The organism is Peptoniphilus ovalis (assembly GCF_018919265.1).
In the GTDB taxonomy this organism is placed as follows: Bacteria; Bacillota; Clostridia; order Tissierellales; family Peptoniphilaceae; genus Peptoniphilus_A; species Peptoniphilus_A ovalis.
The window spans coordinates 124,635-146,750 of the sequence record NZ_JAHLQO010000004.1 but is presented as its reverse complement, the minus strand read 5'-3'; the positions used below and the strand labels follow the sequence as shown (position 1 = coordinate 146,750).

The window sequence follows — 22,116 nt, the reverse complement described above, 5'->3', positions numbered from 1 at the left end:
TATTTTATCACATAGGATTTGTTTAAAGATATGATTTTTAGAAATTAGTCAAATATAGTATAATAAAGATAATATGATTTAAAATTTATATAGAAAGAAGATATTATGATTTATTTAGATAATTGTGCAACTACAAAGCCAGACAAAGAAGTTGTAGAAGTAATGTTAAAAGCACTTCAAGAGGATTTTGCCAATCCATCTTCACTTCACAGTTTTGGTCTAAAAGTTGAAAAAGAAATTGAAAATGCTAGAAAGAATGCTGCTGATTTAATTAATGTAAACTCTGATGAAATTTATTTTACATCAGGTGGAACTGAAAGTAATAATATTGCTATTCATGGAGCTATTCAAAAAAATAAAAGAATGGGAAAAAAGATTATTACAACTTCAATTGAGCATGCTTCAATTTATGATCAATTTTTACATTATAAAGATGAAGGATTAAATGTAGTGTATCTTCCTGTTGACAGCTACGGAAATATTGAAATAAATGCTTTAAAAAATGAATTAGATGATGTAACTATTTTAGTTTCACTTATATATGTTCACAATGAGCTTGGAACTATTAATAACATCAAAGAGATTATAAAAATTATAAAAGCTTACAATAAAAATATTTTAGTTCATGTTGATGGAGTTCAAGCAGTTGGAAAAATTCCAGTGGATGTTAAAGATTTGGGAGTAGACACTTTTTCTTTCTCATCTCATAAAATTTATGGGCCTAAAGGTGTTGGAGCCCTATATAAAAGAAAAAATCTTCAAATTCCAAGCCTTGTAATAGGTGGAGGTCAAGAGAAGGGACTTCGCTCAGGAACTGAAAATGTGCCGGGAATTTTAGGTTTTGGCAAAGCTTGTGAACTTACAAGAAAAGATTTAAATAATAGGCTTAATCATGCAAAAGAGATAAAAAAATATTTATTAAAAAAACTAGATGAAAATTTAACTGATTATAAAATAAACACTCCAGAAAATTCAAGTGATTTCATAATTTCAATATCAATACTAGATATTAGAGCTGAAGTACTGCTTCATTATTTAGAAGGTGAAGAAATTTATATTTCAACTGCTTCAGCTTGTACTTCAAATGGCACTCATCATTCCAGCACTTTAAAAGAGATAGGAATGAGTCCAAAATATATGGAAGGTACCATTAGAATATGTACTTCCAAAGACACTACAAAAAAAGATATTGATGAATTTGTAGAAAAACTTGTAAAATATGTAAATGAAATAAGAGAAATAATGAGATAGGTGATTTAATGAATAGAGAAATGGCTCTCTCACTGGGAGAACTTGTCTTAAAAGGCAAGAATAGACATAGATTTTTAGAGCAACTTATGAGACAAATTAAGAGAAATCTACGTGGAATTGATCACGGGAAGATTTATCACAATATGGGAAAGGTCTATGTTGAAGTTGTATCTGACAATGAAGAAAAATTAATCAATAGATTAAAACATGTTTTTGGAATTGTATATATTGCTCCAACTATTAAAGTTGAGACAAATCCAGAACAAATCGAAGAAGCTGTAAAGGAAATTGTAAAACAGACTCTTGAAAAAAATCCTGAATACAAAACATTCAAGGCAATAACATCAAGAGGAGATAAAAAATTTCCATTAAATTCTATGGAAATTTCAGCAAAAATTGGTGGAATAGTTTTAAAGAATTTTGATGTAAAAGTTGATGTTCACAACCCTGACTTTAATGTTTACTGCGATTTAAAAAAGGATACCTATATATATGTAGAAAAGATTAAAGCTCATGGCGGACTTCCTTCTGGCACTAATGGTAGAGGACTACTATTATTATCAGGTGGAATTGATTCTCCGGTTGCAGGGTTTTTAATGGCAAAAAGAGGAGTTAAAGTGGACTGCTTGCATTTTCATTCCTATCCTTTTACTTCTGAAAGAGCAGAGGAAAAGGTGAAAAAACTTGCAGAAGATATTGCAAACTTTAGCGACGAACTCACATTTTATTCTGTTAATATTCTTCCTGTTCAAAAGGAAATTAATAAAAATTGTCCTGAAGAGGAAATGACAATTATTTCTAGAAGATTTATGATGAGAATTGCTGATAAAATTGCAAGAGAAAATAACTACGACTGCATTATAACTGGGGAAAATCTCGGACAAGTTGCTTCTCAAACCATAAATGGTCTTACTGTAACCAATGATATTACTAATAAATTAGTTTTTAGACCTCTAATAGGAATGGATAAGGTAGATATTATTGAAATTGCAAAGGAAATAGATACTTATGAGACATCGATTCTTCCATTTGAAGATTGCTGTACAGTATTTTTACCAAAACATCCTAATTTAAAACCTACAATTGAGGGTATAGAAGAATCAGAAGAGCCGCTAGACTCTGAAAAACTTGTTGAAGAGGCAATGGAAAAAATGAGCGTTAGTAAAATAGGAGGTTATGATGAAGAGGAAAAATAAAGGGGCTGCTGGCATAATAATAATTATTGCCATAGTTATTGGTATTGCAGTAGTTCTTGGTGGTCAATGGAACAAGTTAGTAAAACTTGATGAAGATGTAAATGGTGCTTGGGCACAAGTTCAAAACCAAGTTAAAAGACGTGCTGATTTAATTCCTAATATAGTTGAAACTGTAAAAGGTTATGCAGGACACGAAAAAGAAACATTTACTGAAATTACACAAGCTCGTGCAGGAGTTCAAAATGCAAATACTCCTGAAGAATTAGCAGAAGCTAATGATAATTTAACCAATGCTATTAGCAGACTTAATGTTGTAGTTGAAAACTATCCTGAGCTTAAAGCAAATCAAAACTTCTTAGATTTACAAGCTCAACTTGAAGGAACAGAAAATAGAATAGCAACAGAAAGAATGAGATATAACGAAACAGTTAATGTTTATAATCAAGCTGTTAGAAGATTTCCTACTAATATAGTTGCAGGAATACTAGGATTTTCACAAAGACAATATTTTGAAGTTTCAGAAGCAGATAATGAGGTACCAGAAGTTAAGTTTTAAGATCATAGATAGGTGATAGAAATGAAAAAGTCAATTTTTACAATCTTTTTTATACTAGCACTTGTGTTAAATGTCAATGCGGCCTTTAATAAAGATGGAATGTCCTACAATGTCTATGATGAGGCAGGAATTCTATCACAGGAAAGCATAGACTATTTAAACAAGACAACCTATGATTTAAAAAAGAAAACTGGTGGAGAAATAGCTGTTGTCATTGTAACTGATTTAGAAGGTTATACTCCCGAAGAATATTCTACAAAAGTCTTTAATGATATTGGAATAGGGGATGCAAAAAAGCACAATGGAACTTTATTAATGCTTTCTTTAACAGATGATGGCAATAGATATGTGAGAATAGAATCTGGATATGGAACTGAAGGTTTTATCCCAGATGCTTATGCTTCAAGAATTATTAGGTCTATGGCTGATGTTACAAGTAAATATCTAGATGATAGACCACTTGAAAGAGCAATGCTTGAAGGATATGCTCATATTATTAAATATTATGAAGATGAATATGGAATCACTATTGAGGCAAGAGAACCAGAAGGAGAAATAACTCCTACCGAAGAAGGACTTGAGTTGGGAGATATTTTTAAAATAATTCTAATCTTATTTATTCTTTCAGCTTTCCTAGGTGGAGGTTCTGGAAGAGGACCTGGTAACAGAAGAAGGAGAAGAAGACCTCCAGTAATATTCTGGGGTCCAGGATCTTTTGGAGGCTTCGGCGGCCGTGGAGGCTTTGGTGGTTCCGGTGGCTTCGGTGGTTCCGGTGGCTTCGGTGGAGGCTCTGGCGGAGGCTTTGGAGGCTTCGGCGGCGGAGGTTCTTCTGGAGGAGGAGGAGCCGGTGGCTCAATATAACTCAAAAATTTAACCCTCTTAGATTAAAAGAGGGTTTATTTTTAATATAATACTAATAAAAAGGATGCAATTTTGCATCCCTTTTTAGTATTTATTATCCAACTATTGTAATTTCTTTATTATAATTATTTAAAACTTTGCAGCCATCTTCTGTCACAAGAACCAAATCCTCGATACGCACTCCAACCTTTCCTGGAAGATAAATTCCTGGCTCTACAGAGAAAATATTTCCAACTTCTATAATAGCATCATTAGTTGAAGAAACATCTCCCTTATCATGTGTTTCAAGTCCAATAAAGTGTCCAGTTCTGTGAGTAAAGTATTCTCCATAACCTGCATCTTCGATTACTTTTCTAGCAGCCTTATCTACATCTGAAAGTTTATTTCCAGGTTTAACAGCAGCAATGCCAGCAAGATTTGCAGCAAGAACTGTTTCATAAACTTTTTTGCTTTCTTCAGGAACTGATTTGTAGAAGAAAGTTCTAGTCATATCAGAACAATAATCATCAAGTATGCATCCCATGTCAACAACAATACTGTCGCCATCTTTTGGAAGAGATGAATCATTTGTGTGATGAGGATTTGCTCCATTTGCACCATAGGCAATAATTGGATCGAAAGAAAACTCCTTGGAACCTAAATCTTCATAAACAGACTTTAAATATTTAGTCATTTCCTCTTCTGTTAAGCCTTCGCTTAATTTTTCTTCCATCTTAGCCATTGCCTTGTCATTTGCAATTGAAGCATTAATCATTTTTTCGATTTCTTCAGAATCTTTTCTACCTCTTAAGTAATCGACTAAGTGAGAACCCTCTACGAATTCGCAGTCTGTTTCTTTGATTAATGGAAGTAAAAACATTGCAGGCATTTTTTTGTCTATGCCCACTGTTCCTTTGATATCTTTAATTACATCTTTTAATGGATTATCAGTGTCATCATGCCACTTCAACTCCACGCCCAAGTCTTCAGTAGGGAATAATTTATTTACATATAAAATTACTTGACTGTCCTTTGAAACATTTAAAAGAACTAGTCTTTCACCAGGTTCATACCATTTTCCAATAAAGTAAAAAATAGCATAAGGATCAGTTATAAGTAAATTATCAATTTTATTTTCCTTTAATTTTTCAACTAAATTTTCAATTCTTTTATTCATAATTCCTCCATTTATAAATTATATTTAATTATACACCTAAATTAACTTCCTACAAAATAAAAGACGATACTAAGTAGGACTACTAATACAATTTGATGAACTATATAGAGAACTAGAGAATGTCTTCCCATAATATTTATAATATTCTTTGAAGCTTCCTTTTTCTTTAAGTCAATAAAATCATAGAAGAAATACCCAACATAGAATAGAAATATCCATGGAATAATTGGGAAATAATCAGCAGATGAAAAGCTTGGGGAGGGTAGACCTAGCACAAATAAATTCAAATTATATAGTGAATTTGGAATATCAATTAATCCAAAGAAAATATTTCCATAATAAATTCTCTTAAAAATAATAAACAATATTAAACAAATAATAAGTCCAAACTTAGGATTTATTTTTTTTATAAAATTTTCAAAAATAATGTGAATTAGCATTGCAGCTGCAAAAAAATGAATTATACCAAAATAAATAGCTTCATTTTTATCAAATAAAAAAGTTGCCAATGTAATAGCAATAGAAACACCAGTTAAAATCAAAAACTTTTTAAAATAATTTTTAGAAAAATTAAGGCTAAGTCCAGAAATTAAAATAAAAGACATACATATGTACTGTTGGTAATAATAAAGATTGTAGGGAATTTCTATTCCATAAAAAGCTTCTAAATCATAAATACCATGATAAATAATCATATTTATAATAGTAAATCCCCTTAAAAAATCTATAATATTGTATCTCTTTTTATTCTTTTCCATTTTGCACCTCTAAAAAATTATAACATAATATATTGAAATGATAAAAAACTTAAATTTTAGTATGTGAATTGTAAATTTACTGAAAATTCCAATAAAAATCATATATTTGATTTGACATTTAATATATTAAGTTTTATAATCTTATATGGTTTAGTAAATTAAGTAATTTGTTTAATAACATAGGTGATGAAATGGAAATAGGAAGTAAAATTAAAGAGCTTAGAATTGAGAAAGGTCTTACTCAAGAAGAGCTGGCTGATAGGTCAGAGCTGACAAAAGGCTTTATTTCTCAAATTGAAAGAGATCTTACTTCTCCTTCTGTAGATTCTCTTTTAGATATTTTAGAGGCACTGGGTACAGAACCAGGCATTTTTTTTGAGAAGGATAAAAATGAAAAAATAGTCTTTAAAGAAGAAGATTATTTTGAAACAGATAATGATGATTTAAATTATGCTTTAGAATGGATTGTGCCAAATGCACAGAAAAATCAAATGGAGCCTACAAGAATTAAGATTGCTCCTGGAGGTAAGTCTAAAGTTATTCCGCCTTATGAAGGGGAAGAGTTTGGATATGTTATAAAGGGAAGCATAGTTTTAATTTATGGAGATAATGAATACAAGGTAAAAAAAGGAGAGACTTTTTACTTTGAAGCAAAAAAATCTCACTGTTTAGTTAATAAAAGTTCAAAGGATGCTGAAATATTGTGGGTTAGTTCCCCACCAAGTTTTTAAGGGGCGAAATATGGAAAATTATGTAATTGAATTAAAAAACATTACAAAGAGCTTTGGAGATAATGTAATATTAGAAAACTTTAATATTTTAGTTAAAAAGAATGATTTTCTAACTATTCTTGGACCTAGTGGTTGTGGAAAAACAACTATTTTAAGACTTATTGGAGGTTTTGAAGAACCTGATAGTGGGAAGATTCTTTTTAACGGAGAAGATATTACAAATAAAGAGCCATATGAGAGAAAAATTAACACTGTCTTTCAAAAATACGCACTTTTCCCACATATGAATGTATTTGAAAATATTGCATTTGGTTTAAAAATTAAAAAAGTTGATAAAAATACAATTAAAGAAAAAGTTAAAGAAGTTTTAAAGCTTGTAAATCTTGAAGGATTTGAAAATAGAGAAATTGATTCACTATCTGGCGGTCAGCAACAAAGAATTGCAATTGCAAGAGCACTTGTAAATGAGCCAGATGTACTGCTTCTTGATGAACCTCTAGGAGCACTTGATTTAAAGCTTCGTCAAAACATGCAGATAGAGCTTAAGAGGATTCAAAAAAGTGTAGGAATTACTTTTGTCTATGTAACTCATGATCAAGAGGAAGCTCTTTCAATGTCAGATACAATTGTTGTATTAAATAGTGGAGAAATTCAACAAATGGATACTCCTATTAATATTTACAATGAGCCAAAAAATGCCTTTGTTGCTGATTTTATTGGTGAATCAAATATTATAAATGCAGTAATGGTTGATGATTACAAAGTTAGATTTTTAGGTTATGAATTTAAATGTGTTGACTCTGGTTTTAATAAAAATGAAAATGTTGAAGTTGTTATAAGACCTGAAGATGTATTTTTAGTAGATGAAAATGATGAAAATTCACAAATTGCTGGAGTTGTAACAAGCTTAGTTTTTAAGGGCGTTCACTATGAAATGACTGTAGATGTAGATGGATTTACAATGCTTGTTCAGTCTACAGAAAAAAGAGAAGTTGGAGAGAGAACTGGAATTAATATTAAACCTGATTTAATTCACGTAATGAAAGTAGAAGGGGAGTAATATTATGAAGAAAATGTCATTTGTATATTTTATATGGGCACTGGTCTTTATATTATTTCCTCTAATTTTAATCTTAGCTTATGCATTTAATGCAAATCAAAGCTTAATGGATTTTAGCTTTACTTTGGATAATTTCTCTAGATTTATGGAGCCACTGTATTTAAAAATACTTTGGGTTTCAATACTTCTAGCAGGTGCATCAACAATACTTTGTCTTCTTATTGGTTATCCAGTTAGCTATATAATTTCTAGAATGCCAGAAAAAGTAAGAAATAATTTAATCTTAATTTTTATAATTCCAATGTGGATGAACTTTTTATTAAGAACTTATGCATGGCTTACACTTCTTGGAAATAATGGACTTATAAATAAATTTATTGGGCTTTTTGGAATTGGACCATGGGATTTAATGTATAATTCTAAGGCAATTATGATTGGTATGGTTTACAACTTCTTGCCATTTATGGTACTACCAATTTACACAATACTTTTAAAGATGGATCAAAAATTAATTGAAGCAGCGAAGGATTTGGGAGCAAATAATTTTAAAGTTTTTATTAGCGTAATTTTCCCATTATCACTTCCAGGAATTTACACTGGTATAACAATGGTATTTATCCCGGCTATATCAACTTTCGTTGTGCCAAACTTACTTGGTGGAAATAATTTTTATTTAATAGGAAACTTAATTGAAAAGCAATTTACATTCACAGGAGACTGGGGATTTGGTTCAGCAATTTCAATTGTGTTGATTATAATAATGCTTTTAATCCTTGTGATTCCAAAAATTTTTAAAAGAACTGTTAAATCTAGTAGTATTGGAGGTGGATTAGTATGAGAAAACTAGTAGATAGAATATATTTATTCTTAATATTTTTATTTTTATACGCTCCAATAATTGTTCTAATAGTATTTAGTTTTAACAATTCAAAGCTAAGAGGATCATGGGCAGGCTTTACTCTTAAATGGTACAAGAACATGTTCACAGATCCAAATATTTTAAGCTCACTTAAGACAACTTTTATAGTTGCCATAGTTGCAACAGTTATTTCAACAATAGTGGGAACTCTTGCAGCAATTGGAATTAACGAGCTAAGAGGAATAAAGAAGAGTACAATTTTAAATATAAACTACCTTCCAGTAATTAATCCAGATATAGTTACAGCTATTGCTCTTATGGGATTTTTTGGACTGATAAATTTAAAAATGGGATATACTACTATGATTATTTCCCACATAGTTTTTTGTATACCCTATGTAATATTATCAATTCTTCCAAAATTATCTCAGCTACAAAAAAACACTGTTGAGGCAGCACTAGATTTAGGAGCAACTCCTTCTTATGCAATATGGAATGTAGTAATACCGCAGATTAAACCTGCGATTTTAACAGGAGCCTTGATGGCTTTTACACTTTCAATAGATGATTTTGTAATATCTTTTTTCAACACTGGTCAAGGAGTTTCAAATCTATCTATTACAATATATTCAATGGCGAGAAAGGGAATCAACCCTTCAATTAACGCACTTTCAACAATAATGTTAGTAGTTCTTTTGATTTTGCTTGTAATAATTAATAAGCGAAATGAAAAGGATAAACAAAATAATCTATTCTAATACGAGGTGAAGAAATGAAAAAATTAATCTTATTAATGTCTTTATTAATATCTGTAACTTTAACTGCATGTGGTGGAGAAAGTAAAGCCACAGAAGAAATCTCAGTTTACAACTGGGGAGAATATATCGATCCTGAAATTTTAAAAGATTTTGAAAAAGAAACTGGAATCAAAGTAAATTATTCAACTTATGCATCTAACGAAGACTTATACATCAAGATGACTCAATCACAAGATCAATATGATGTAATTGTTCCTTCAGATTATATGATTGAAAAACTAATTAAAGAAGATTTACTTCAAGAAGTAAATTACGAAAATATTCCAAACTTCCAAAATGTAGAAGATAGACTTAAAAATCCTACTTTCGATCCAGAAAATAAATATTCAGTTCCATATTTCTGGGGAACAGTTGGTATTGTTTATAACAAAAAAGCAGTGACTGATCCAGTGAATTCATGGGATATTCTTTGGAACGAAAAATATGCAAATCAAATTATAATGTATAATTCTCAAAGAGATACAATTGGTGTTGCTCTTAAAAAGCTTGGATATTCTTTAAACTCAACTAATGAAAAAGAATTACAAGAAGCAAAAGATCTATTAATTGCACAAAAACCTCTAGTATATGCATATCTTGATGATGATGGAAGAGATGTAGTAGTTCAAGGAGATGCAAATCTTTCTGTAATGTATTCAGGAGATGCACTTTTAATGATTAAACAAAATGAAGACCTTGATTATGTAATTCCAAAAGAAGGATCAAATATTTGGTACGACTCAATGGTAATTCCTAAAAATGCAAGAAATGTATCAGGAGCTGAAAAGTTTATAAACTACATGCTTGAAAAAGAAGTTCAAGCTAAAAATGTAAATTACTGTGTTGGTTATACTTCTCCAGTAAAAGGAGTAAAGGAACTTCTACCAGATGAAATCAAAAACTCTAAAGTAGCTTATCCAGATTTAACAAATGCACCAGAATTAGAAGCATTTAAAGACCTTGGAGAATTTATCAAAGTTTATGACAGAATTTGGACAGAAATCAACGCTTCAAATCTTTAATTAACTAAAAATTTTGTTTATTTTCAAACCTTCATGTGATATTATATAGTATAAGTTAAATGTTTTATAATGGAGGTTTGAAATGAACGACAAAATAAAAAGACTTGTAGTATTTGCAATTTTCTTATTTTTATTAGTAATAATTTCTTTTACAGCATTTTTTAACAAGTCTCTTTTATGGCCTAACTCCACAGTTAACAGAGAATTCGATGGAATAATCTTTAATAATTCAGACGGAGTTGAAGGACTTCAAATCACTAGAAGTGTAGAAGGAAATGGCCTAAAAAAACTTATTAAATACGACATAAAATTTAATTATACAGGTGAAGATTCTACTGCCAGAATTTTAGGAACGCCTGTTAGACAAATCTTTTTTGGAGATGATGTTACTTATAGCAAATCTAAAGTTAATTTAAAGGGAGATTTCGATAAAATAAACTCTTCTCTTTTTGAAGAAAAAATGAAGCTAAAAGTGAAAGACTTTTACAACAAAACTAGTAACAAAGAGTTTGATGCAGTAAGTGCCATTAAACTTGACTTAACAGAAAAAGTTGGAGAATATGATTTCACAGTTTATTATGCACCAAATCCACTTTATTTCTCAGGCAGACAATTAGTTGAAGATGCGTCAATTTTTATAACTGATGCTAAAGTTGATAACTTTACTGAGACTACTAAGGTTAAGGATAGCATTAAGGAAGCCTATACAAATTCAGGTTATTATATTAATAAACTTGAATTAATTAACCAAGGACTTGTTAACAAAATTTCATTACTTAATACAGCAAGTACAGTTGCATTTTTACTTGCAGTAGTTGCAGTATGTGCACTAATTTGGTTTGAAAGAGGAAACTTCTTTATCTATCTTGGAGCAATGTTTGTAATGATACCAACATTCTTTAGATTTATGGATAAGGGAACTAGCAATATGGGAGTATTAATAGTTTATCCAATTCTTGGATTTATTGCTTCAATATTTGCAAAACTTATGGACAATAAAGAATTAAAGCTCGGAGCAAATGATATAAAACAATCAGTTGCCTTTGGTTTAATTTACTTTGTAATTTGTAATATTTTATTTATGATTCCAAGAGTATTTATTGGATGATAAATTTTAAAATTAATTATATGAGTAGGTGTTTAACGCACCTACTTTTTTTATGTAAAAATTTACATAAAATTATTTTTTTGTTACCTCAGGTTAATTCCTCTAAAAAGATTGAAATATAGGGATTTAAAGAAAAATAAAACCTATTTTGATAAGCAGAAATAATGATAAAACTTATCAATATTTCTTTACAAATAAATATTTTTTGATAATATAAATCTAAAATAAAAAAGATTATCAATTACTATTTAGGGAGGAAATTTTGAAAATAATATATTTAATATTTGGTTTTATATTTTTAGGACTAGGTATCGTGGGGATATATATGCCACTACTTCCTGCAACACCTTTTCTACTTTTAGCAACTTACTTTTTTGGAAGAGGTTCTAAGAAATTTAATGCCTATTTTATTTCCACAAAACTATATAAAGAAAATATAGAGCCAATAAAAAATAAAATTGGTATGACGAAAAAGAGAAAAATAAAAATTTTAGGTATGATTTCCTTTTTTATTGCGCTCTCTTTTATATTAATAAATAATCTTCATGCGAGAATATGCCTTGCAATTGTACTTATATTTCATTATTTCTATTTCTTTTTTAAGGTAAAGACAATTTCGGAGGATAAAGATGTTTGACAAGAGATTATTTAAAGAACTTAAAAGTGAAAAAATATATTTAATTATTTTAGTAGTATTAAAAGTTATGGAAATGATTTTAAATGTTTTTATGATTTTTAGTTTATCAAAATACATAGAAAATCTAATAGAAAAAAATAACAATATTAATCTTTTATCCATAATTTTATTTATAATTATTGCTCGAATTTTTATAACAAAAATTTATTATAAAATATCTTTTAAGGTATCTACTGAAGTTAAAAATATTTTGAGACAAAGATTAATAAAAAAAGTCTATTCTTTTAAAATGAGCTTTGTAGAAAAAATTAGAATTTCCGAAATCATAAATTTAGGAGTAGAAGGAATAGAACAATTAAATATATTTTATTCAGAAATGTTGCCGCAACTTTTCTTCTCATTGATAGGACCTTTAATACTATTTATAATTGTAAGTTTTTTAAATTTCAAAATAGCAATTATAATGCTTGCTATAGTGCCAGTTATTCCAATTGCTATATTAATGGTTCAAAAATTGGCAAATAAAGTTGTGAAATCTTATTGGAAATCTTACACAGATTTATCAGATGTATTTATAGATTTCTTATATGGACTTACAACATTAAAGGTATTTAATGCAGATAAAAGGCAAAATGAAAAGTTAAATGAGTATGCAGAAGATTTTAGAGTTAAAACAATGAAACTTTTAATGGTTCAACTAAACAATATTACAGTTATGGATATTGTCTCATATTGCGGTATGGGGCTGGGAATTATTTTAAGCTTAGTATTTTATAATAAGGGAGAAATTTCTATATTTGCTGCCATTTCCATAGTTTTACTTGCTCAAGAATTTTTCACACCTTTAAGAAGGCTTGGTTCACTATTCCATGTTGCAATGAATGGAATTTCCGCAGCAAAAAGTATTTTTAAAATTTTAGAGACAGAAGATGAAAAAGAATTTGAAAATTATCTAAAGAGTAGTGAATTAAACGTAAAAATTAAAGATTTAAATTTTTCTTACGACAAAAAATTAGTGCTTGATAATGTTAATTTAGAATTTAAGAAAGGTAGTATTACTGCTATTGTGGGCGAGAGTGGATCAGGAAAGTCTACAATTGTGAAAGTATTATCAGGTATATTAAAACCAAATAGTGGAGAAATTTATTTTAATGGAATGACTGATGTAAATTTAAATTCTCTATTAGAAAATATAATGATGATAGATAACGAGCCTTATATATTTAATGAAAGTCTTAGATATAATTTAAAAATTGCAAAAGAAGATGCAACTGATTTAGAAATTCTAAATGCACTAGATAAAGTTGGACTTAAAACTTATTTTGAAAATGGAGATGGACTAGACACAATACTAGATGATTTAGGAACTAATTTATCAGGTGGTCAAAAGCAAAGACTCTCCTTTGCAAGGGCAATTTTAAAATCGCCAAAGCTATTAATACTAGACGAATCTATATCAAATATAGATATAGAGTCTGAAGAATTAATACTTAATTTATTAGAAAAAATGAAGAAAGAAATGAATATTATTTTAATAACTCATAGGCTTAAAAATACTGAGTATGCAGATTATATTTATTATTTAGAAGATGGAAAAATAAAAGAAGAAGGCAAGTTTAATGAAATATTAAAAGGCAGATTATTTTCTTCATTATATAATTATCAGATTTCTTTAGAAAAGTGGGGTCTGTATGAATAAGTTAAAACACTATAAATATTTAATAAAAGAACTTTTAAAACTTGTAAGTAATTTAAAAATTCAAATGATTTGTGCAATATTTTTTGGAGCATTGGGCCATATATTCGCAACACTTATCCCAGGACTAGGCGGCTTATATCTTGCAAAATTAATTTTAAAGGAAGAAATTAACTTTAAAATGGCAGTTTTATCAATAATAGGTCTTGGAATTATAAGAGCGATATTCAAATATATTGAGCAACTATTTAATCATTATGTGGCTTTTAAAACACTTGCAACAATTAGAGATAAAGTATTTAAAAAACTAAGAGAATTATCTCCTGCGAAAATGCAAGAAAAAAATAAGGGAGAGTTAATTTCTATAATAACAGCAGATATAGAACTCTTGGAAGTATTTTATGCTCATACTATCTCGCCAGTGTGCATTGCTCTAATTCACAGTTTTGTTTTTTTTATGATTTTATTAAAATACAGCTATATATATTCACTTATACTTTTGTTATTTCATTTGATATTAGCAATTATTGTGCCTATTATTACTGAAAAATCTGCAAGAAATATAGGGAAAATTCAAAGAGGAGATTTATCAAGATTAAATTCAAAAATCTTAGAAACTTTTAAAGGTCTAAAAGAAATAATAAATTATAATTACGAAGATAAAAGACTAGAAGAGATAAATAATTTGACTAAAAAATTAAATCAATCAACAAAAAAATTATCACAAAAATCAGCAAATAATTTTTCTATAACTTCAGCTATTATAATATTTTCAAACTTTGTATTCATAATGGCAGCATCAATATTATTTATTGAAGGAAAAGTAGATGAAGTAGGATTGATATTTCCCTTTGCAATATTTATATCTTCCTTTGGACCTACATCGGCCTTATCATCACTTGCAAATAATCTAGTACTTACCTTTGCATGTGGTGAAAGAGTTCTTGGACTCTTTAATGAAAAACCAGTAGTAGAAGAAAATATAGAAGGGGAAAAAATCGAATACGATAATTTAAGCACTAGAGACTTATGTTTCTCATATGATGATAAAAAATTAATAGAAAAATTTAACCTAGATCTTAAATTAGATGAAGTTATTGGATTATCCGGAAAGAGCGGTTGTGGTAAATCAACAATAATAAAGCTTATAATGAGATTTTTCGATCCAGATAAGGGAGAGATTTTAATTAATAATAATAATTTAAAAAATATTAATACAACTAATCTTAGAGATAATATTTCATACACATCTCAAGAAACACATTTATTTAAGGGGACAATTAGAGAAAATCTACTAATTGCAAAGGAAGATGCAACTGAAGAGGAATTAATAGAAGCATCCAAAAAAGCAAATATTTATGAATTTATAAGAAGTTTAGATAAGGGATTTGATACAGAAATAGTAAAAGAAAATAAGCTTTTATCTACTGGACAAATACAAAGACTTGCCCTAGCAAGAATGTTTTTAAGAAAATCTAAACTATATATATTAGATGAACCTACAGCAAATATAGATGCTTTAAATGAAGGCATAATTTTAAAGTCTCTTCATGATGAAAAGAAAAACAAAACAATTATAATATCATCTCATAGAAAATCAAGCCTTAGAATTTGTGACGAAATAATTAAATTTAATAGGGGAATGGAGTCGTAAATTAAATGTTAAATTTAAATATAACCAGAGTACAAATTGAATATTTATTGTTCATACAAAATTATGAGGGAAATAAGACTATAACAGAAGCAAGTAATTATTTTAATTGCTCAAGAGTAAATTCTAAGAAAATTCTAGATAGAATGGTTGTAGTTGGCGTACTTTACAAAGAAAATAATGAATATAAGCTTACTCAAGTCGGAAAAGATTTAAGCAATATTTATAACGAAAACCTTGAAAAAAACATATATATCTTAGAAAAATTCTTAGAATTAGATGAGGAAGTTGCAAGAGATGTTAGTTATGAGATTTTAGCAAAAAGAATTGGTAGTCTTCAAGATGCTCTAGATAGAAGATATAAATTTTTAAAATTTTCTAAAAACTTAAAAGAGAAAACTAGAATTTCAAATATATCTGAATTAATTGGAGAAGGATCCTATGATATTGGTTTTAACATAAAAAAAGTTCAGTACTGCTCAGATAAATCTTTTGTAGAAGATTCAATGGCGCTAAGGGGTTTTGAAAGTTACGGAAAATTAGTTATTGAACAAAAGTCTTACATAGAATTATATGCAAAGACAGTTAAAAAAGCTCAAGATGGATACAATAGAAAGGGCATCGCAACAAAATTATATTATTTTAAAAATAATGAAGAATTTGAAATTGAATCTAAAGAAAAAACTTTTAAAATTCCTTTAGATATTATTGATTATTGGTCTACTTCTGATGGAATCATTTTAGAATCTTCAATTATTTTAACGATAAAGTCACAACTTGGAATGAAGAATCATGTAAAGAAGGCAAATTTTATCTTCTATATTAACCTATGTTTAATTTAGAAATTTACAAATAATTAATAAAAATAATTATAAAAGGTTGAAAATCTCTAGTAATTTACTAGATTTTTTCAACATCATAAATAAAACAAAAAATAAAAAGCAAAACCAAAAACATTGTTAACTATTATTAACAAAAGTTTTTGAATTTTTTTGTGGTTTATTATAATGAGAAATACTATCATTAACATCAAAAAGATAAAATAATCACAAGAGGTAATTATGAAACAATATAAAAAAATATTTGCGTATATATTAATAATTTTTTCTCTATTTACAGTTGTTTTTGCAAAGGAAAAAGAAACTCCCGTAGAAGAAGAAATAAATTTGGAGGATGGATTTTATAGAATTCCAATAAAGCTTTGGCATGCTATTGATAATAAAGAAAGTATGGGAAACAAAGCTTTAAGTCAAACTGCAGAAATTGAAGTAAAGGATAAAGAAGCTAATTTATACATAGGATCAGACAAAATGGAATATATGTCTATCATAGCTTCCCTTGTTAATGTATATTTTGAAAAAGCTGATGGCAAGTACTATCAAGCAGAACCGGGTTGCTTCGAGTTAGAAGTTCCTAAGGAAAATTATAAAAGACCAGAAGTATTTAGGACATCTTTAATAAATCAAAATGATTTTACAAAGGTATATATAGATCCAAAAGTTGAGCCAATGGGAGATGAGCCAATAAGGGCAAGAATTAAACTTGATTTTGACAAATTAGAAAAAATTGATGAAAAAGATGCAAAACTAATTCACAAATTTAAAAATGGTGCAAAAAAGAAAGAATTTTCCAAAGATGAATCTGGAGAAGTGCAAAATAAAAATTTAATAATAAATTATGATAAAGATACTTTTGCAGAAGAATTTACATTTTATGGAAATAAATTATCTGGAGAAGAAGCAGATAATTATTCTAAAAATTTTGATAAATTAGATCAAGTAAATGTATTTAAAATTGAATTTTTAGGGCCACTAAAAGAAATAAGTGGAAATGAAGAAAGTATTCAAAGCACAAGAAAGAAAATAAAAACAGAAAAAGAATTTACTTTAAAGATACCACTAATTAATTTTAAGAAAGAAGACAATCTTGAACTGTATGATATGACAGGTGGAGAAAAGAAAAAATTAGAATTTAAAATTAATGGTGAACATTTAGAAACAAGAGTTAAAAATCCAGGAGTATATCTAGTAGTTAAAACTAAGGATGCAAATGCTATACCAGAAAATACTAATGCAGTTAATAACTCTGGAGCAAATAGTGTAAATAATAAAGCTAGCACAAAAACTGAAAGAGCAAAATCCTTTATGACAACTGCTAAAAAGCTAAAATCAAAGAATGTAGCAAATTCAACAAGTGGAAATAACTCAGCAAATTCTACACTAACATCAAAGGTAGCATCAACATCGGCAGTAAACACAAGTAGTGAAAGTTCATTACAAAAACAAATGACTTTTGCAAAGCAAGGCGGACAAAATACTTCAGGTAAATCTAATATTCCCAACACTAATACTGAAAAGGCAGAAGATGTAGAGGAAATTAAAGAGAGAGAATCTGCTGGAATTATATTTTTTATAATATTAATTTTTATCACATTAAATGCAGTGGCAATAATTTTTATTAAGAAAAATTTTAAAGATATAAGAGATATGAAAGATGAAATCATATTTTTAGGAGGGCTTAAGAAAAATGAGAAATAAAATAAAAAGTCTTATCCTAATTTTAGCAATTATCTTTAGTCTAAGCACTAATGTATTTTCATATACTCAGGAAATTGCAAAATCTACACCATATTATGCTCACCCTGTAACAGGAGTTATAGAAGATCCAGGTAATAATCCAGGAATAGGACAAGGGATGACAGAAAATGTATTAAATCCAAATGCTTTAGTAGAGACAACAGATGATGGGAGAATATTTTTATCAGTTCGTTATAATTTAGCAAATTACATTAAAAAAGAAAGCTTTGCTGTACAGAATTATGGAGAAGATACACTCTATTCAGTGCCAGCAGAAGTAACTGCACAAACTGAAGAGACAAGAGATTATAGATTTGAAATACCATCTAAAAATATAGTGGTAAGAGCAAAATTATTTGTAGAGCCAATGGGTCGTGATGTAATTTTCTACTACACTATATCTGATTTAGTTTCAGGAAATACAGACTTTAAATCACTGGAAGGTTCATCAACCAATAAAAAAGTAAATGATAAATCAATGCCAGTGAATGAATCTCAATCTAACGTAAATCAAAATGATCCTACAAAAACTAATAGTAATATTTCTAATATGGATGGATTAAGAACTAATGAAAATAATTCACAAGTAGGACAAATTTTAGCACCTCAAAGTCAAGGTGAAAAAATAGAACAAAAACAATTAAACTCTAATTTTTCAGCAGGAGATCTTGGTTACTCTCATGGACTTTTGACAAAAGATTCTGACATAATTAAAAAATTATATTATTCAAATGAAAATGATGATGAACCGAAGGAAAAGACAAAACTTGGCAAAATAACTCTAGCTTTTATATACGCATTAATAGGATTAATGGTTGCTATAACAGCGCTAGTAATATTACTGGCAATACTGACATACTTTTTCAAGAATAAAACAGAAGAAGAATTAGAAAAGAAAAGGAGTGAAATATACTATGAAGATTAAAAAACTCCTACTAATATTTTTATCAGCTTTATTTCTTACATCTTGCGTAAATCAAAAACAGGGAAAAGCGAACAATGGCAGTGGATTAAGAATTGCCGCAACATCTATGGGAACAGTTTATATTATGGAAAAGCTAAATGTAGATTTAGTAGCAGTGCCAGATTCACAAATAGATAAAATGCCAGAGAGATATAAGGATGTACCAAAAGTTGGTATGGCAATGTCACCAGATATAGAAAAACTAAAACAGATAAACCCTGATTATGTTTTTTCACCAGTATCTTTAATTTCAGATTTACTTCCTAAGTACAAGGCAGCAGGATTAGATTATGGATTTTTAAATCTAAATAATATTGATGGAATGTACAAATCAATTGATGATTTAGGAAAATTATTAAATCGAGAAAAAGAAGCTAAAGAATTAAGAGATGATTATGAAAAATTTATCAATGATTATAAGGAAAAGCATAAAAATAAAAAAGCACCAAGAGTTTTAATACTAATGGGCCTACCAGGTTCCTATGTAGTAGCTACAGAAAACTCATATGTTGGTTCACTAGCTCAATTAGCAGGAGCAGAAAATGTCTATGGAGGAACTGACGAGCAGTTTATAACAATAAACACAGAAGATATGTTAAAGAAAGATCCGGATATAATACTTAGAACTGCCCATGCACTTCCAGATGAAGTAATGGAAATGTTTAAAAAAGATTTTGCAGAAAATGATATATGGAAGCATTTCAGAGCAGTAAAAGAGGGAAAAGTTTATGACCTAAGCTATAAAAAATTTGGAATGAGTGCAAAATTAAATTACAAAGAAGCCTTAGATGACTTAGAAAAAATATTGTATAGAGGAGATGAAAATAGTGAAAAAAAGTAAAATCATTTCAATCTATATAATATCAATTTTAATATTAATTGGATTAATACTTTTTTCAATGAGAACAGGATCAATAGAGATGTCTTTTTCAAAATTAATACATGGACTTTTTATAGAATATGATTCCGATGTATCAGCTATATATGACTTGAGATTTCCAAGAATAATAATATCAGTCTTAGCAGGTGCAGCACTAGCAACAAGTGGAGTATTACTTCAAGCAGTAATGCAAAACCCATTAACTGACCCTGGAATAATAGGCATATCATCAGCAGCGAGCTTAACTCAAAACTTACTACTAATAATATTTCCTTCATTATATGCATTTTCACCAGCATTTTCAGTATTAGGAGGACTTCTTGCATACTTACTCATATATTCCCTTGCGTGGAATGGAGGAAGTAACCCAATAAAACTAATACTTGTAGGTGTTGCACTAAATATGACAATCATGGGAATAAATGAAGCTATTAAGTCAATGATGGGCGGAAACCTAACAAATGTTCAGTCAATAATAGAGGGAAATGTAGCACAAAAAACTTGGGGCGATGTAAAGATAATGGCAATTTATGGAATATTATTTCTAGTGATATCACTATTTACAATAAGAACAGCAAACCTACTTCAATTAGAAGATAGCACAGCAAAATCTCTTGGAGTAAATGTAAATAGAGATAGATTTATATTGGCATTAATCGCAATAATACTTGCATCATCATCAACTGCAATAATTGGAGTAATAGGATTTTTAGGACTTGTAGTACCGCATATAGGAAGAATAATTGTGGGATCAAATCACAAAAATCTAATACCCTTCTCAATGATATTAGGTGCCATCACACTTCTATTATCAGATACATTAGGAAGAGTAATTGCATATCCATACGAAATAAAACCATCAGTTGTAATGACAGTAGTGGGAGGAATATTCTTTATAACACTTTTAAAAGTAGGAGGAAAAAACTATGGAAATTAAACATCTTTTTTTCGCCTATGGAAAAAATTTAGTAATAAAAGATTTAAATTTAGATATTAAGAAAAATAAAATCACAACACTACTGGGAGCAAATGGATGTGGTAAGTCAACATTATTTAAGCTCATCAGCAGAGCAGAAAAGCCGAAGATGGGTCAAATAACACTTGATGGAAAAAATATAAAAAATATAGATATAAAAGAATATGCAAAAAAAGTTGCCATAGTAAGACAAAAAAACCACATAACAGGCGACATAAAAGTAGAAGAATTAGTAGCATATGGCAGAAATCCATATATAGGATTTATGCAAAGAGCTAAAGAAGAAGACGAAAAGAAAATAGAAGAAGCAATAGAAGTATGTGGACTCGAGAAAATTCGAAAATCACAAGTAAACGCCCTATCAGGAGGACAAGTACAAAGAGCTTGGATAGCAATGGCAATTGCACAGGATAGTGAAATACTTCTATTAGATGAACCAACAACATACCTAGATATTAAATATCAAATTGAAATCCTAAAGTTAGTGCAAGAACTAAATAAAAATTTAAATAAAACTATAATAATGGTACTTCACGATATTAATCAATCTATAAAATATTCAGATGAAGTTGTAGGAATGTATCAAGGACAAATTTTATTTAAAGGCGATCCTAGAAAAGTAATCGAAGAAGATAAAATTTCTAAAATATATGACACTAAACTTAGAGTAGTTGAATTTGAAGAAGAAAAATTAGTTTTAGCTAGTGAGTAAATTTTTTAAATTAAATGAAACAAAACCCCAGCAGGCTGCCCTTTAGGGCTGTCTGCATCTAAAATCATTGTATCTAGAAAAACAATAGAAAAAGAAAGAAGGAAAAATGAAAGGCTTAATAATATATTCATCAAAAACTGGAAATACAAAACACATGGCAGAAGTAATATGCCAAGAAATTAGTAATACTTCAGATGTAGATTTAGTAGATATAAAAGAATATAAAAATATGACTGAATCTCATAAAGAAAATTATGACTTTATCTTATTAGGAGCATGGATAGATAGAGGAACATTAGAAAATAAAGCAATGAAACTATTTAAATCATTAGAAAATCAAAAAATAGGACTCTTTGCCACATTAGGAGCAATGCCAGACTCCGAACATGGAAGAAAAGTCATAAAAAATCTAGAAGAATTATTAAAAGATAAAGAATCACTAGGACAATACATATGTCCAGGACTTGTAGATGAAAAAATGATAGAAAAACTAAAAGGAATAACTGGAATGGTAGTTCCAAAGCATGTAAAAGAAAAAATGATAGAAACAAGCATCGCATCTCGATATGCAACAGAGGAGGAATTAGAAGAAGCAGGAAAGTATTTCAAAGAAAAAATCGAAGAATTTCTATAAAAATAACATGGGCGGTAGGGTGGGAATTAGAAAAC

22 protein-coding genes are annotated in these 22,116 nt (G+C 28.8%); 20 read left to right on the top strand and 2 right to left on the bottom strand.

The annotated features are described in order from the left end of the window. Positions 1-105: 105 nt before the first annotated feature. From KQI68_RS06375 to KQI68_RS06360, 4 genes are read left to right on the top strand one after another with little or no spacing between them, the layout of a single operon-like run. On the top strand, positions 106-1,251 hold the full coding sequence (locus tag KQI68_RS06375; protein WP_216549295.1) for a cysteine desulfurase family protein: 1,146 nt from the start codon (positions 106-108) through the stop codon (positions 1,249-1,251). Positions 1,252-1,259: 8 nt separating this feature from the next. Beyond that, positions 1,260-2,447, top strand: coding sequence for a tRNA uracil 4-sulfurtransferase ThiI (gene thiI / locus KQI68_RS06370; protein WP_216549294.1), 1,188 nt, complete (start codon positions 1,260-1,262; stop codon positions 2,445-2,447). Beyond that, positions 2,431-3,003 (top strand): LemA family protein, encoded by a 573-nt coding sequence (locus tag KQI68_RS06365; RefSeq protein ID WP_216549293.1) that lies wholly within the window; start codon positions 2,431-2,433, stop codon positions 3,001-3,003. Before thiI ends, KQI68_RS06365 begins: the two co-directional genes overlap by 17 nt. A 21-nt stretch (positions 3,004-3,024) precedes the next feature. After that, positions 3,025-3,864: a TPM domain-containing protein gene (locus tag KQI68_RS06360; RefSeq protein ID WP_216549292.1), complete on the top strand. Its 840-nt coding sequence runs from the start codon at positions 3,025-3,027 to the stop codon at positions 3,862-3,864. Positions 3,865-3,958: 94 nt separating this feature from the next. Here KQI68_RS06360 and KQI68_RS06355 read toward each other — a convergent pair whose 3' ends face one another. Both KQI68_RS06355 and KQI68_RS06350 read right to left on the bottom strand, forming a co-directional pair. Further along, positions 3,959-5,020, bottom strand: coding sequence for a M24 family metallopeptidase (locus tag KQI68_RS06355; protein WP_216549291.1), 1,062 nt, complete (start codon positions 5,018-5,020; stop codon positions 3,959-3,961). A 41-nt stretch (positions 5,021-5,061) separates the two neighbouring features. After that, the gene (locus tag KQI68_RS06350; protein WP_216549290.1) at positions 5,062-5,778 is read right to left on the bottom strand and encodes a heparan-alpha-glucosaminide N-acetyltransferase; all 717 of its coding nucleotides are present in this window, start codon (positions 5,776-5,778) and stop codon (positions 5,062-5,064) included. A gap of 191 nt (positions 5,779-5,969) precedes the next feature. On the opposite strand from KQI68_RS06350, the gene KQI68_RS06345 reads away from it, so the two are divergent. The 16 genes from KQI68_RS06345 to KQI68_RS06270 all read left to right on the top strand — a co-directional run bounded on the left by KQI68_RS06345 (position 5,970) and on the right by KQI68_RS06270 (position 22,081). Continuing rightward, a complete protein-coding gene (locus KQI68_RS06345; protein WP_216549289.1) occupies positions 5,970-6,509 on the top strand; it encodes a helix-turn-helix domain-containing protein in 540 nt (179 codons plus the stop codon). Between the two features lie 10 nt (positions 6,510-6,519). Then, positions 6,520-7,569, top strand: a complete 1,050-nt coding sequence (locus KQI68_RS06340) for an ABC transporter ATP-binding protein (RefSeq protein WP_216549288.1) — start codon at positions 6,520-6,522, stop codon at positions 7,567-7,569. 4 nt (positions 7,570-7,573) lie between these two features. Continuing rightward, on the top strand, positions 7,574-8,407 hold the full coding sequence (locus tag KQI68_RS06335) for an ABC transporter permease (RefSeq protein ID WP_216549287.1): 834 nt from the start codon (positions 7,574-7,576) through the stop codon (positions 8,405-8,407). Then, complete coding sequence (locus tag KQI68_RS06330; RefSeq protein WP_216549286.1) at positions 8,404-9,186, top strand: ABC transporter permease; 783 nt, start codon at positions 8,404-8,406, stop codon at positions 9,184-9,186. The genes KQI68_RS06335 and KQI68_RS06330 overlap by 4 nt, the downstream gene beginning before the upstream one ends. Positions 9,187-9,200: 14 nt before the next feature. Further along, entirely contained in the window at positions 9,201-10,247 is a 1,047-nt protein-coding gene (locus KQI68_RS06325; protein WP_216549285.1) for an ABC transporter substrate-binding protein, read from the top strand. 82 nt (positions 10,248-10,329) lie between these two features. After that, positions 10,330-11,355 (top strand): hypothetical protein, encoded by a 1,026-nt coding sequence (locus KQI68_RS06320; RefSeq protein WP_216549284.1) that lies wholly within the window; start codon positions 10,330-10,332, stop codon positions 11,353-11,355. Between the two features lie 262 nt (positions 11,356-11,617). After that, complete coding sequence (locus KQI68_RS06315) at positions 11,618-11,992, top strand: YbaN family protein (RefSeq protein ID WP_216549283.1); 375 nt, start codon at positions 11,618-11,620, stop codon at positions 11,990-11,992. Next, a complete protein-coding gene (locus tag KQI68_RS06310; protein WP_216549282.1) occupies positions 11,985-13,691 on the top strand; it encodes an ABC transporter ATP-binding protein/permease in 1,707 nt (568 codons plus the stop codon). Before KQI68_RS06315 ends, KQI68_RS06310 begins: the two co-directional genes overlap by 8 nt. After that, positions 13,684-15,342, top strand: a complete 1,659-nt coding sequence (locus KQI68_RS06305; protein ID WP_216549281.1) for an ABC transporter ATP-binding protein — start codon at positions 13,684-13,686, stop codon at positions 15,340-15,342. Before KQI68_RS06310 ends, KQI68_RS06305 begins: the two co-directional genes overlap by 8 nt. Positions 15,343-15,347: 5 nt before the next feature. Next, the gene (locus KQI68_RS06300) at positions 15,348-16,181 is read left to right on the top strand and encodes a hypothetical protein (protein WP_216549280.1); all 834 of its coding nucleotides are present in this window, start codon (positions 15,348-15,350) and stop codon (positions 16,179-16,181) included. Positions 16,182-16,400: 219 nt separating this feature from the next. Further along, complete coding sequence (locus KQI68_RS06295) at positions 16,401-17,876, top strand: NEAT domain-containing protein (RefSeq protein WP_216549279.1); 1,476 nt, start codon at positions 16,401-16,403, stop codon at positions 17,874-17,876. Next, positions 17,866-18,840: a heme-binding Shp domain-containing protein gene (locus KQI68_RS06290; protein WP_216549278.1), complete on the top strand. Its 975-nt coding sequence runs from the start codon at positions 17,866-17,868 to the stop codon at positions 18,838-18,840. The genes KQI68_RS06295 and KQI68_RS06290 overlap by 11 nt, the downstream gene beginning before the upstream one ends. Continuing rightward, a complete protein-coding gene (gene isdE, locus KQI68_RS06285) occupies positions 18,830-19,720 on the top strand; it encodes a heme ABC transporter substrate-binding protein IsdE (RefSeq protein WP_216549277.1) in 891 nt (296 codons plus the stop codon). Before KQI68_RS06290 ends, isdE begins: the two co-directional genes overlap by 11 nt. Further along, positions 19,707-20,696 (top strand): FecCD family ABC transporter permease, encoded by a 990-nt coding sequence (locus KQI68_RS06280; protein ID WP_216549276.1) that lies wholly within the window; start codon positions 19,707-19,709, stop codon positions 20,694-20,696. The genes isdE and KQI68_RS06280 overlap by 14 nt, the downstream gene beginning before the upstream one ends. Next, positions 20,686-21,447, top strand: a complete 762-nt coding sequence (locus KQI68_RS06275; RefSeq protein WP_216549275.1) for an ABC transporter ATP-binding protein — start codon at positions 20,686-20,688, stop codon at positions 21,445-21,447. Before KQI68_RS06280 ends, KQI68_RS06275 begins: the two co-directional genes overlap by 11 nt. Before the next feature lie 106 nt (positions 21,448-21,553). Continuing rightward, a complete protein-coding gene (locus KQI68_RS06270) occupies positions 21,554-22,081 on the top strand; it encodes a flavodoxin family protein (protein ID WP_216549274.1) in 528 nt (175 codons plus the stop codon). Positions 22,082-22,116: the final 35 nt, after the last annotated feature.

Coding starts and splice junctions, on each gene's coding strand:
- KQI68_RS06335 (WP_216549287.1), top strand. CDS start 7,574: ATGAAGAAAATGTCATTTGTATATTTTATATGGGCACTGGTCTTTATA.
- KQI68_RS06330 (WP_216549286.1), top strand. CDS start 8,404: ATGAGAAAACTAGTAGATAGAATATATTTATTCTTAATATTTTTATTT.
- KQI68_RS06340 (WP_216549288.1), top strand. CDS start 6,520: ATGGAAAATTATGTAATTGAATTAAAAAACATTACAAAGAGCTTTGGA.
- KQI68_RS06355 (WP_216549291.1), bottom strand. CDS start 5,020: ATGAATAAAAGAATTGAAAATTTAGTTGAAAAATTAAAGGAAAATAAA.
- KQI68_RS06325 (WP_216549285.1), top strand. CDS start 9,201: ATGAAAAAATTAATCTTATTAATGTCTTTATTAATATCTGTAACTTTA.
- KQI68_RS06345 (WP_216549289.1), top strand. CDS start 5,970: ATGGAAATAGGAAGTAAAATTAAAGAGCTTAGAATTGAGAAAGGTCTT.
- KQI68_RS06305 (WP_216549281.1), top strand. CDS start 13,684: ATGAATAAGTTAAAACACTATAAATATTTAATAAAAGAACTTTTAAAA.
- KQI68_RS06275 (WP_216549275.1), top strand. CDS start 20,686: ATGGAAATTAAACATCTTTTTTTCGCCTATGGAAAAAATTTAGTAATA.
- thiI (WP_216549294.1), top strand. CDS start 1,260: ATGAATAGAGAAATGGCTCTCTCACTGGGAGAACTTGTCTTAAAAGGC.
- KQI68_RS06375 (WP_216549295.1), top strand. CDS start 106: ATGATTTATTTAGATAATTGTGCAACTACAAAGCCAGACAAAGAAGTT.
- KQI68_RS06310 (WP_216549282.1), top strand. CDS start 11,985: ATGTTTGACAAGAGATTATTTAAAGAACTTAAAAGTGAAAAAATATAT.
- isdE (WP_216549277.1), top strand. CDS start 18,830: ATGAAGATTAAAAAACTCCTACTAATATTTTTATCAGCTTTATTTCTT.
- KQI68_RS06290 (WP_216549278.1), top strand. CDS start 17,866: ATGAGAAATAAAATAAAAAGTCTTATCCTAATTTTAGCAATTATCTTT.
- KQI68_RS06360 (WP_216549292.1), top strand. CDS start 3,025: ATGAAAAAGTCAATTTTTACAATCTTTTTTATACTAGCACTTGTGTTA.
- KQI68_RS06270 (WP_216549274.1), top strand. CDS start 21,554: ATGAAAGGCTTAATAATATATTCATCAAAAACTGGAAATACAAAACAC.
- KQI68_RS06350 (WP_216549290.1), bottom strand. CDS start 5,778: ATGGAAAAGAATAAAAAGAGATACAATATTATAGATTTTTTAAGGGGA.
- KQI68_RS06300 (WP_216549280.1), top strand. CDS start 15,348: ATGTTAAATTTAAATATAACCAGAGTACAAATTGAATATTTATTGTTC.
- KQI68_RS06295 (WP_216549279.1), top strand. CDS start 16,401: ATGAAACAATATAAAAAAATATTTGCGTATATATTAATAATTTTTTCT.
- KQI68_RS06365 (WP_216549293.1), top strand. CDS start 2,431: ATGAAGAGGAAAAATAAAGGGGCTGCTGGCATAATAATAATTATTGCC.
- KQI68_RS06320 (WP_216549284.1), top strand. CDS start 10,330: ATGAACGACAAAATAAAAAGACTTGTAGTATTTGCAATTTTCTTATTT.